This window comes from Paraburkholderia sp., from assembly GCF_049581445.1.
In the GTDB taxonomy this organism is placed as follows: domain Bacteria; phylum Pseudomonadota; class Gammaproteobacteria; order Burkholderiales; family Burkholderiaceae; genus Paraburkholderia.
Genome location: NZ_JBAURZ010000078.1, coordinates 46,035 through 57,834 on the forward strand (window position 1 = coordinate 46,035; position 11,800 = coordinate 57,834).

The window sequence follows — 11,800 nt, forward strand, 5'->3', positions numbered from 1 at the left end:
CTTTGGTTTTGGCTTGGCGTGCTGCTGGATCTTATGAGGAGTGTGTTGTGATGAAGCGATATGGCGTGGAAGGTGGCAAGGGCACGGGCGGTCAACATATGCCGTTTTCGCGGGCGGTTGAAGCGGATGGATGGCTGTATGTGTCCGGTCAGACGCCGATGGAAAATGGCGAAGTGATCAATGGCGGGATCGTGGAGCAGTCGCACAAGGCGATTCAGAATGTTTTCGCGATTCTGAAGGAAGCCGGGTACGGGGCTGAGCATGTCGTTCGATGCGGTGTCTGGCTTGACGACGCGCGGGATTTTGCGTCGTTTAATAAGGTGTTTCGGGAGTATTTTGGCGAGAATCCGCCTGCTAGGGCTTGTGTGGTTTCATCCATGGTGATTGACTGCAAGGTTGAGGTTGATTGCGTTGCTTATAAGGCGCCTTCGGCTTAAGGGTTGATTTTTTGCCTTTGGCGGTGGGTTTTGCAGGCAAAACACCACCGCCCGAGGCAAACAACGTTTACTGCCGCGCGAGGCGCATATTATCCGGCATCGGCAAGTTGTAATTCGTGCGGAACGGATTGATGTCCAGCCCGCCGCGCCGCGTGTAGCGAGCATAAACCGCGAGCTTGAGCGGCTTGCAGGCCTTCAGCACGTCGACAAAAATACGCTCGACACACTGCTCATGAAAGCCAGTGTGATTCCGATACGAGATGATGTAGCGCAGCAAACCCGCGTGATCGATTTGCGGGCCGACATAATGAATCTGCACGCTCCCCCAATCAGGTTGCCCGGTTACCGGACAATTTGACTTCAGCAAGTTGGAAACTAGCGTTTCTTCGACTGGGGCTTCATCCAGCGCCGCTTTCAGCAAAGACGCGTCCGGCAGATAAACATCGGTATCCAGATCCAACCGGTCCAGCGACAGGCCTTCAAATTCTTCCATCTGCAATTTGCCGAACTCGTACGGCGCAGCCAGATGAACGGACACGGTCACGCCGCAAGAGGCGGACACATCGCGCCTGATTGTGTCGCGGACAACGTCCATCGACTCAAAAGCGGTCTGCGCGAAGGACCCCAGATAAAGCTTGAATGACTTCGACTCGACGATATTCGGCGAATCAGCCGGCACAAAAAACGTAGCCACCGCAATCTGCGGTTTGCCGCGCGTATTCAGCCACGACAGTTCGTAAGCATTCCAGATATCCGTGCCGAAAAACGGCAACTGCGCGCCAATGCCAATCGCCTCGCGCGCGGCCTTGCGCGCGATCGGAAAGAGCAGCGTCGCGTCGTACTGTTCGGTGTAAGTGGCAGGTTTGCCTAGCGGTGATTGTTCGGGTGTCATGATGCGTTCACGATGCCACTCAGCACGTGCCCCGTCGCCGTCACGACGCGGGCCGATTCGCAGTGGCCAATTTGATCGTCGAAGAAAAAGTCCGGCTCGAACTCGCGCAAAAATGCGCCCTTGTCGAGACCGCCAAGGAACATCGCTTCGTCGATTTCGATGTTCCATGCCATCAGCGTACGGATTGCCCGCTCGTGCGCCGGCGCCGATCGCGCCGTCACCAGCGCCGTGCGAATTCGCATCGGCGCGGCCTGGGTCGGCGCCGCTTCGTCTGCGAGTTTTTGCAGACGGTGCAGCGCTTCGAGCAACGGCTTGAGCGGCCCGTCGGCTAACGGCAGATCCTTGTTGTGGATCTCATGGCCAACAAACGCTCGCAATCCGTCCTTCTGAAATATCTGTTCGGCCTCGTCGGAAAACAGCACCGCGTCGCCGTCGAAAGCAATGCGGATTTCGTCCGGATACTTGCTCGCCATTTTCGCCGATTCCGGCAATACGCGTGCAGCCGGGAATCCGGCAGCCAGTGCGTCACGCACGTCGTCCTGGTTGGCGGACAGAAACAGCGATGCATTCAGCGGCTTCAGGTACGAAAACGGTGGCCGTCCGCGCGTGAACACGCCACGCTCGATTGACAGCCCATGCTCGCGGCACGAATGAAACGCGCGCAGTCCGCTAATCGGGTCGCTGCGCGACAAGATCACCACTTCGACACGATGTGCGCCCGCATTCAACGCCAGCAGCTTGCGGATCAGCGGAAACGCCACGCCCGGCTTGGCGGGCACGCTTAGTCGCTCGCGCTGGAGCGTCTCGTAGGCGAGCAGGTCGCCGTCCTCGTAGACGCGGCTCTCCTCCTCGAAGTCGAACAGCGCACGCGACGAGATCGCCACCACGAGTTTGTCCTGAAGCGAAAAAGCCATCTGTTCGGTCCGGATGGTTTACGCGAGAAACAGCCGGTACACCGGGTTGCTGGTCTCTTCCCAGTACGGATAGCCGAGCGTCGCGAGGAAGCGCTCAAACTCGCTGTTTTCCGTGCCCGGCACCTGAATACCAACGAGGATCGAGCTGTAATCCGCACCCTGATTGCGGTAATGGAACAGGCTGATATTCCAGTTCGGCGCCATCGTCGACAGGAACTTCATGAGCGCGCCCGGCCGCTCCGGAAATTCAAAGCGGAACAGGCGTTCGTCATGCGCGAGCGGCGAGCGGCCGCCCACCATGTAACGGATGTGCTGCTTCGACAGTTCGTCGGCTGTCAGGTCCACTGTGGCAAAGCCGTGTGCCTCGAAGGCGCCGGCAATCTGGGCCGACTCGCTGCGGTTCCTGATCTGCACGCCCACGAAGATGTGCGCCGAACTCGCGTCCGCGATCCGGTAGTTGAATTCGGTGACGCTGCGCGTACCGACCAGTTCGCAAAAGCGTTTGAAACTGCCGCGCTCTTCGGGAATAGTCACCGCGAAAACGGCTTCGCGCGATTCGCCGACCTCGGCGCGTTCAGCAACGAAACGCATGCGGTCGAAATTCATGTTTGCGCCGGAGGTGACCGCGATCAGCGTCTGATTCTCGATGCCTTCGCGCTCCGCATACTGCTTCGCCCCCGCCACCGCCAACGAGCCGGCGGGTTCAAGCACGCTGCGAGTGTCCTGGAAAACATCCTTGATGGCGGCGCACAGTGCGTCGGTGTTGACGATCAGCACGTCGTCGAGATACTCGCGGCACAGGCGGAAGGTTTCCTCGCCAACCAGCTTCACGGCGGTACCGTCAGAGAAGAGACCCACTTCGTTCAGCGTGACGCGCTCACCGGCTTTCAGCGACTGCGCCATCGCGCAGGAATCGTCGGTCTGCACGCCGATCACCTTGATCTCCGGGCGCACCGACTTGACATATGCGGCAACCCCGGCGGCGAGCCCACCGCCGCCAATCGGCACGAAGATCGCGTGGATCGGCCCCTGGTGCTGGCTCAGGATTTCCATGGCGACCGTGCCTTGGCCCGCGATGACATACGGGTCGTCAAACGGGTGCACGAATGTCAGGCCTCGCTCTTCCTGCAGTTTGGCCGCGTATGTATATGCGTCGCTGTACGATTCACCCACCTGCACCACTTCGACCGTCGGACCACCGTGCGCCCGCACCGCATCCACCTTCACCTGCGGGGTCGTCACCGGCACCACGATAATCGCCTTCACACCCATGCGCGCCGCCGACAGCGCGACGCCCTGCGCGTGATTGCCCGCCGAGGCAGTAATCACGCCGCGCTCCAGCGCTTCGGCCGGAATGTGCGCCATCTTGTTGTACGCGCCGCGCACCTTGAACGAGAACACCGGCTGGTTGTCTTCGCGCTTCAGGTAAATCGGATTGCGCAGCCGTGCCGACAGGTTCGGCGCATGTTCGAGCTCGGTCTCGCGGGCGACGTCGTAGACGCGCGCGGTGAGGGTTTTCTTCAGGTAGTCGTGGGAAGCCATGCGGGTGGCGCGGTGCGCTTTGTGAGACGGGAAAGGACAATGATAGCGCCAACGGCCCGCGCTCTGGACTCTACCGAACGGCCAACGTTCCGGGAGGGCGCCCGCCCGACCGTTCGGTCGAACAATTTCGGACTCACCGTTTGGAACATATTGCCCCTGCTGGCCGTGTGGAAACCCCGCCGCAAGGGGTTTCGGGCGTCAACGCGCGGGCTGATCCTGCGGTAGAATCCGATTTTGGAACAAGGATCGGAAGATGCACTGGCAGCCTCGGATCGCCCATTTGATGCCCGTCCCGCGTGAGTCCCGTCCCGCGGCGCAGAGGCACATCTGTTGCGCGCGATCGTGTAGTTGCATCTGAGCGCCGCGAAGCGGCCGGCGTGTGTCGCCCGTCGGCAGAGCTTCGCCCAATTAGAAGATTTCCAGAATTGCGCCCCACGCGCATCGTCAGCTAGCGCCTCCCCAATCTTCAATCCACGAGCGCGCTAACCTGACCTACCGAGTCGTCCAAACATGAACGCACCTCAAGTTTTTGATCCGCACGGAGCCGCCGCTGCGGTGGCCGCCGACCCTGAAGCGCGCCTGCGCGAGATTCCCTATAACTACACGTCGTTCTCCGACCGCGAAATCGTCATTCGTCTGCTGGGTAAGGAAGCGTGGGACGTACTGGCCGAGTTGCGTGCCGAACGCCGGACCGGCCGCTCGGCACGTATGCTGTACGAAGTGCTCGGCGATATCTGGGTAGTGCGCCGCAATCCTTATCTGCAGGACGATCTGCTTGATAACCCGAAACGTCGCGTGCTGCTGATCGAAGCGCTGCATCACCGCCTCTCCGAGATCGAGAAGCGCCGCCGCGCCGACCTTGGCGAACATGGCGACGATGCCGGAGTGGAACGTGCGGCGCGGGTCGAAACGCTGGTTCTTGCTGCGCGCCGCGCCGTAGACGACTTTGCCAATGAGTTCGACAAGACCGCGGAGTTGCGCCGCCGCTCCACCAAGGTGCTGGGTCGCGTCACGCAGAAGGACAACATCAAGTTCGACGGCCTGTCGCGCGTCTCCCACGTAACCGATGCGACGGACTGGCGCGTCGAGTACCCGTTTGTCGTGCTGACGCCGGACTCTGAGGCGGAAATCGCGGGCATGATCAAGGCCTGCTTCGAACTCGGTCTGACGGTGATCCCGCGTGGGGGCGGTACGGGCTATACCGGCGGTGCAGTGCCGCTCACGCCGTTTTCCGCTGTCATCAACACGGAAAAGCTCGAACAGCTCGGCGCGGTTGAACTGACCGAACTACCTGGCGTGTCGCGCAAGGTGGCGACGATTTTCTCTGGGGCGGGCGTGGTAACGCGCCGTGTGACGGAAGCCGCCGAACAGGCCGGCTATGTGTTCGCGGTCGACCCGACTTCGCTCGATGCGTCCTGCGTGGGCGGCAACGTTGCGATGAACGCGGGCGGCAAAAAGGCGGTGCTGTGGGGCACGGCGCTCGACAACCTCGCCTGGTGGCGCATGGTCGATCCGGAAGGCAACTGGCTCGAAGTTACGCGTCTCGAGCACAACATGGGCAAGATCCATGATGTCGAGATGGCGCGTTTCGAACTGAAGTGGTTCGATGGCGAATATGCGCCCGGTGAAAAGCTGCTGCGCACCGAGTCGCTCGACATCAAGGGCCGCGTGTTCCGCAAGGAAGGTCTCGGCAAGGACGTCACGGATAAATTCCTCGCCGGCCTTCCTGGCATCCAGAAGGAAGGCTGCGACGGTCTGATCACGTCGGCGCGCTGGGTATTGCACAAGATGCCCGCTCACACGCGCACCGTCTGCCTTGAATTCTTTGGCCAGGCGCGCGATGCGATTCCGAGCATCGTCGAAATCAAGGACTACCTGTTCGAAACGTCGAAGCAGGGTGGCGCGATTCTCGCCGGTCTCGAACACCTCGACGAACGCTATCTGCGCGCGGTAGGTTACGCGACCAAGAGCAAGCGCAACGCGTTTCCGAAGATGGTGCTGATCGGCGATATCGTCGGGGACAACGCCGATGCGGTCGCGCAAGCGACCTCGGAAGTCGTGCGCATGGCCAACGGCAAGAGCGGCGAAGGTTTCGTCGCGGTGAACGCCGAAGCGCGCAAGCGCTTCTGGCTGGACCGCAGCCGCACGGCCGCTATCGCAAAGCACACCAATGCGTTCAAGATCAACGAAGACGTGGTGATCCCGCTGAACCGGATGGGTGAATACACCGACGGCATCGAGCGCATCAACATCGAACTGTCGATCAAGAACAAGCTGCAACTGGTGGACGCGCTCGAAACGTTCTTCAAGGGTGGCAAGCTGCCGCTCGGCAAGAGCGACGACGCCAACGAAATCCCGAGCGCCGAATTGCTGGAGGATCGTGTGCAGCAAGCGCTCGATCTGCTCAAGCGGGTGCGTGCGCGCTGGGAGTTCCTGCGCGACAAGCTTGATCTGTCCTTGCGTGAAGGCCAGCACTATCTGGTTCAACTGGGCTACGAAGGGCTCGCAGAGAAGTTCGCGGACCGTGCCGACATGCAACCTGACGCAACGGTCTTCCACATCACGCAGGACCGTACGGTGCGTGTGTCGTGGAAGCAGGAAATCCGCGCTGAACTACGCCAGATCTTCAACGGCGGCGAGTTCAAGCCGATCCTCGACGAAGCCCAGGCCATCCATAAGCAGGTGTTGCGCGGGCGCGTGTTCGTCGCGCTGCACATGCACGCGGGTGACGGTAACGTTCACACGAACATCCCCGTTAACTCCGATAACTACGAGATGCTGCAGGACGCCCACACGGCGGTCGCACGCATCATGAAGCTGGCGCGTTCGCTGGATGGGGTGATCTCCGGCGAGCACGGCATCGGCATTACCAAGCTGGAATTCCTCACCGACGCCGAGCTCAGCGATTTTCGCCAGTACAAGCAGCGCGTCGATCCGCATGGCCGTTTCAACGCGGGCAAGCTGCTCGAAGGCGCGGATCTGCGCAACGCCTACACGCCTAGCTTCGGGCTGATGGGCTATGAATCGCTGATCATGCAGCAGTCAGACATCGGCGCGATCTCCGAATCCATCAAGGACTGTTTGCGCTGCGGCAAATGCAAGCCGGTGTGCGCCACACACGTGCCGCGCGCCAACCTGCTGTACAGCCCGCGAAACAAGATTCTCGCCACGTCCTTGCTGGTCGAAGCGTTCCTGTACGAAGAGCAGACGCGCCGCGGCGTGTCGATCAAGCATTGGGACGAGTTCAACGACGTCGCCGATCACTGCACGGTCTGTCACAAGTGCGTGACGCCGTGTCCGGTGAAGATCGACTTCGGCGATGTGACGATGAACATGCGCAACCTGCTGCGCAAGATGGGCAAGAAGAAATTCAACGCGGGCAACGCGGCCGGCATGTTCTTCCTCAACGCCACCAATCCGCAGACCATTAACATCGCGCGAACCGCGATGATGGGCGTCGGCTACAAGGCGCAGCGGCTTGGCAACGACGTGCTGAAGAAGTTCACGAAGAAGCAGACGGCGCATCCGCCGGCTACTGTCGGCAAGCCGAAGATGGTCGAGCAGGTGATCCACTTCATGAACAAGAAGATGCCGGGCAACCTGCCGAAGAAGACGGCGCGCGCGTTGCTGGACATCGAAGACAACAAGATCGTGCCGATCATCCGCAATCCGAAGACCACCACGGTGGATACGGAAGCGGTGTTCTACTTCCCGGGCTGCGGTTCCGAACGTCTGTTCTCGCAGGTGGGGCTGGCGACGCAGGCCATGCTGTGGGAGGCGGGCGTGCAAACCGTGCTGCCGCCGGGCTACCTGTGCTGCGGATATCCGCAGCGGGGTTCGGGCCAGTTCGACAAGGCCGAGAAGATCGTCACGGATAACCGCGTGCTGTTCCACCGCGTCGCCAACACGCTGAACTACCTCGACATCAAGACCGTGGTGGTGTCGTGCGGCACGTGTTACGACCAGCTCGCCGGCTACGAATTCGAGAAGATTTTCCCGGGCTGCCGGATCATCGACATTCACGAGTTCCTGCTCGAGAAGGGCATGAAGCTCGACGGCGTCAATGGCATGCGTTACATGTACCACGACCCATGTCACACACCGATCAAGACGATGGACCCGGTCAAGCTGGTCAATGAGTTGATGGGCTCGGAGAAGGACGGCTACAAGATCGAGAAGAACGATCGTTGCTGTGGCGAATCCGGCACACTTGCGGTCACCCGTCCGGACATTTCGACGCAGGTGCGTTTCCGTAAGGAAGAGGAAATCCGCAAGGGCGCGGCCAAACTGCGGGGCATTCCGCTGGTGGGCGAAGCTGGCGCCGACGGCATCAATCCGGCCAACGCCTCTGCGGGTTCGGTCGCTTCGCCGGAGGGCTCAGTGCTTAAGGCGGGTTACGGCCCGGCGCCGAACGGCGCCACTAACGTCAAGATCCTGACGAGCTGCCCATCTTGCCTGCAGGGCCTGTCGCGCTACAACGAGGACGCGAATATCGAGGCGGATTACATCGTCGTCGAAATGGCGCGTCACGTGCTGGGTGAAGACTGGATGGCGGACTACGTCCAGCGTGCCAATAATGGCGGAATCGAGCGCGTGCTGGTTTAATGGTACGACTGACTGTTTTCGCTTGAGGACTACGATGGAATGCGTATTTTGCCGTGAAGATGGCGGCGATGTGCTCTGGCAAGACGACGCGTTGCGTGTCGTTCTTGCCGATGAACACGATTACCCCGGCTTTTGCCGGGTGATCTGGAACAGGCACATTGCTGAATTCTCCGACCTCGGCGATGCCGAGCGGGATCGCGTGATGCGCGTGGTGTACGCGGTCGAGCGTGCGATGCGGCGCATCTTGCAACCGGTCAAGGTGAACCTGGCGAGCCTCGGCAACCAGGTGCCGCATGTGCACTGGCATGTGATTCCGCGTTTTTCGAACGACGCCCATTTTCCGCTGCCGGTATGGGCGCCGCGTCAGCGTACGGTGTCGGAAGCGTTGCTTTCGTCGCGGCGCGCGCAGGCGACATTGCTGCGCGATGCGGTGCGCCACGAAATCGAACAGGCGCTTGCCTGAGCGTGTCCCCAAACCTGAGGTCAACATGAGTGGACTGACTCGCGATACACCGGTGCCGACCGGCGTCGTGGTGCATGCCAAGTCACGCGTACTCGAATTACAGTACGCAAATGGCGAAGCGTTTCGCTTACCGTTCGAATTGCTGCGCGTTTATTCGCCGTCAGCAGAAGTGCGCGGGCACGGGCCGGGGCAGGAGACGCTGCAGACCGGCAAACGGGAAGTGACGATCACCGCGGTAGAGGGCGTCGGCAATTACGCGCTCCAGCCCACCTTTTCCGATGGCCACTCCACCGGCCTCTATTCATGGGATCTGCTGTACGACATCGCGACCCGCCAGGATGAACTCTGGCGCGAGTATCTCGACAAACTTGCAGCGGCAGGCGTCGATCGCGACGCGCCGATGGTCGCAACGAGTGCTGCGCACGGTCACTGTCACTGATACGATTCGGCCTGACTGCCGTGTGATGCGGCGCAACATTCCAGAATACGCGAAAGGACGAACGCGATGAGCAAAACCCACTTCGGCTTTCAGACGGTCGACGAACAGGACAAAGCGCAGAAGGTGGCGGGCGTGTTTCATTCCGTCGCCGCCAACTACGACCTGATGAACGACCTGATGTCGGGCGGGTTGCACCGGGCCTGGAAGATTTTTACGATCGCGCAGGCGAACGTGCGGCCGGGCTACAAGGTGCTGGATATCGCGGGCGGCACGGGCGACCTTTCGAAGGAATTTGCAAAGAAGGCGGGTCCGACCGGCGAAGTCTGGCATACGGACATCAACGAATCGATGCTGCGCGTGGGCCGCGACCGGCTGCTCGACAAAGGCATCATCACTCCGGCGCTGCTCTGCGACGCGGAGAAAATTCCCTTTCCGGACAACTACTTCGACGTGGTGACGGTGGCTTTCGGGTTGCGCAACATGACCCACAAGGACGTCGCACTGGCGGAAATGCGGCGCGTGCTGAAACCGGCTGGGCGGCTGCTGGTGCTGGAGTTCTCGAAGGTATGGGACCCGCTCAAGAAAGTTTACGACGTGTATTCGTTCAAGGTGCTACCTTGGCTGGGTGATCGCTTCGCGAAGGACGCCGAAAGCTACCGCTACCTCGCGGAATCGATCCGGATGCACCCGGACCAGGAAACTTTAAAAACGATGATGGAACAAGCTGGCCTCGACGGCGTCAAATATTACAATTTGTCAGCTGGTGTGGTAGCTTTACACGTGGGGACCAAATACTAGGGTTCCTAACCCATCGTTTTTAAAGGAATATTTCATCATGTCCGATTCGCGTTTGTTATCTTCCCGTAAGAATTCGGGATCTTTGGCACGGAGAATCGGACTGGCGGCGATGGTCGGTCTGGTCATGTTCGCGACCGTCGCTTCGCTCGACGCCGAGGCGCGTCGCATGGGCGGTGGCCGCAGCCTCGGTCGCCAGCAGCAGTCCACCACCATGCAGCGTCAGACCACACCGCCGGCGCAACCCGCTCAACCTACCCAGCAGTCCGCACAGGCCGCTCAGGCACAACGGGCGCAGCCGGCGCAAACACCGGCCGCAGCGCCTAACCGCTCGCGCTGGCTTGGGCCGATTGCCGGCCTGGCTGCGGGTCTTGGTATTGCGGCGCTGCTGTCGCACTTCGGTCTGGGTGAGGCGTTTGCCGGCGCCATGGCCAACATGCTGGTGATCGCGGCAATTGCGATGCTGGCCATCTGGCTAATCCGCCGTTTCATGGCCCGCAAGCGCGACGCTGCAACTCCGGCGTATGCGGGTAGTGCGCCGGGGCTGAATGCAGGGCGCAGCGGCTACGCTCAGGAGCCCAGCTTCACGACAACGCCTCAGCCAGACTCGAATCTCTCACCGCAAGCCGACGCATCGGCCTTTGCTCCGTTGGCCTTTCAGCCGGCGCCTGCAGTACCGGCCAATTTCGATTCGGAAGCCTTTATCCGCAACGCCAAGGTGTATTTCGTGCGCCTGCAGGCAGCGTGGGACGTAGGCAATGTCGAGGACATCCGCGAATTCACGACGCCTGAGATGTTCGCCGAAATGAAGATTGACCTCGATGCGCGCGGTGCCGAGCAAAACCTGACCGACGTCGTCCAGTTGAACGCCGAGTTGCTTGGCGTCGAAGACCGCGGCATCGAGTATTTCGCCAGCGTGCGCTTCTCCGGCCTGATCCGCGAGACGGCGGGCGCAACGGCCGAACCGTTCGTGGAAATCTGGAACCTGTCGAAGTCGAGCCGTGCCGGCGAAGGCTGGCTGCTCGCGGGCATCCAGCAGGTCGGTGAGGCGGCAAGCGCCCACTGACCTCACGTATCGCGCAATGGCCGTTCGGCAGAGGCAAGCCGGAAGCGAACGGACGTTACAATAGGAACCCGCGCGGGCACATCGCCTGCGCGGGTTTTTTCTTGCCACTCTCAATGACCCTCGCCGCCAAGCCCTTCGCTGCTGCCGTCAATCACCTGCTCGCCCGCGAATTGTGGGCACGCGAGCGTCTCGCCCCCTACGCCGGCAAGACCGCCCGTTTATCCTGTCCGCCTGTCACGCTGATTCTGCTGGTTCAGCCGGATGGCTATCTGGCGGCCGTCGATGAAGCCCAGGCGCATGAGTTCGACGTCACCATCTCGGTGCCCTCCGACGCGCTGCCGGCCTTTGTCCAAGGTGGTCAAGGGGCGGTGATGAAGCACGTGAAGATCGAAGGCGACGCGGAGTTTGCTACGGCCATCGCCAAGCTCGCCGAGCATCTGCGCTGGGAGCCCGAGGAAGATATTGCGCGCTTCATTGGCGACGGTCCGGCCTGGCGAGTGGCGACGCTTGCGCGCTCGGTCGGCGAGCACGCGCGCCGCACCGGCCGCAATCTGCTCGACACGGTGGCTGAATACCTGCTCGATGAAAACCCGCAACTGGTGCGCCGCGCCGCGCTTGACGACTTCAATGCCGAGTTGGCGCGGGCC

Annotated in this window: 10 protein-coding genes; 7 read left to right on the plus strand and 3 right to left on the minus strand. The window is 61.1% G+C overall.

Annotation, left to right across the window (positions count from 1 at the left end; translation table 11 throughout):
• Nucleotides 1–50: 50 nt before the first annotated feature.
• Nucleotides 51–437 (plus strand): RidA family protein, encoded by a 387-nt coding sequence (locus WCA85_RS06430; protein ID WP_424062341.1) that lies wholly within the window; start codon nt 51–53, stop codon nt 435–437.
• A gap of 67 nt (nt 438–504) precedes the next feature.
• Here WCA85_RS06430 and queF read toward each other — a convergent pair whose 3' ends face one another.
• Genes queF through ilvA form a run of 3 tightly spaced genes read right to left on the minus strand, consistent with a single transcriptional unit; the run spans nt 505 to nt 3,785 of the window.
• Nucleotides 505–1,329: an NADPH-dependent 7-cyano-7-deazaguanine reductase QueF gene (queF, locus tag WCA85_RS06435; RefSeq protein WP_424062331.1), complete on the minus strand. Its 825-nt coding sequence runs from the start codon at nt 1,327–1,329 to the stop codon at nt 505–507.
• Nucleotides 1,326–2,243 (minus strand): 5'-nucleotidase, encoded by a 918-nt coding sequence (locus WCA85_RS06440; protein WP_424062332.1) that lies wholly within the window; start codon nt 2,241–2,243, stop codon nt 1,326–1,328. The genes queF and WCA85_RS06440 overlap by 4 nt, the downstream gene beginning before the upstream one ends.
• A gap of 18 nt (nt 2,244–2,261) precedes the next feature.
• Entirely contained in the window at nt 2,262–3,785 is a 1,524-nt protein-coding gene (ilvA, locus tag WCA85_RS06445) for a threonine ammonia-lyase, biosynthetic (RefSeq protein WP_424062333.1), read from the minus strand.
• Nucleotides 3,786–4,295: 510 nt separating this feature from the next.
• Here ilvA and WCA85_RS06450 point away from each other — a divergent pair.
• The 6 genes from WCA85_RS06450 to WCA85_RS06475 form a co-directional block, all read left to right on the plus strand.
• Nucleotides 4,296–8,390: a DUF3683 domain-containing protein gene (locus tag WCA85_RS06450; RefSeq protein ID WP_424062334.1), complete on the plus strand. Its 4,095-nt coding sequence runs from the start codon at nt 4,296–4,298 to the stop codon at nt 8,388–8,390.
• Between the two features lie 34 nt (nt 8,391–8,424).
• Complete coding sequence (locus WCA85_RS06455; protein WP_424062335.1) at nt 8,425–8,853, plus strand: HIT family protein; 429 nt, start codon at nt 8,425–8,427, stop codon at nt 8,851–8,853.
• A gap of 25 nt (nt 8,854–8,878) precedes the next feature.
• Entirely contained in the window at nt 8,879–9,292 is a 414-nt protein-coding gene (locus tag WCA85_RS06460; RefSeq protein WP_424062336.1) for a gamma-butyrobetaine hydroxylase-like domain-containing protein, read from the plus strand.
• A gap of 66 nt (nt 9,293–9,358) precedes the next feature.
• Nucleotides 9,359–10,090, plus strand: a complete 732-nt coding sequence (ubiE, locus tag WCA85_RS06465; RefSeq protein ID WP_424062337.1) for a bifunctional demethylmenaquinone methyltransferase/2-methoxy-6-polyprenyl-1,4-benzoquinol methylase UbiE — start codon at nt 9,359–9,361, stop codon at nt 10,088–10,090.
• A gap of 37 nt (nt 10,091–10,127) precedes the next feature.
• The gene (locus WCA85_RS06470) at nt 10,128–11,153 is read left to right on the plus strand and encodes a Tim44 domain-containing protein (protein WP_424062338.1); all 1,026 of its coding nucleotides are present in this window, start codon (nt 10,128–10,130) and stop codon (nt 11,151–11,153) included.
• 113 nt (nt 11,154–11,266) lie between these two features.
• A partial coding sequence (locus WCA85_RS06475; RefSeq protein WP_424062339.1) for a ubiquinone biosynthesis accessory factor UbiJ occupies nt 11,267–11,800 on the plus strand: 534 nt, incomplete at its 3' end.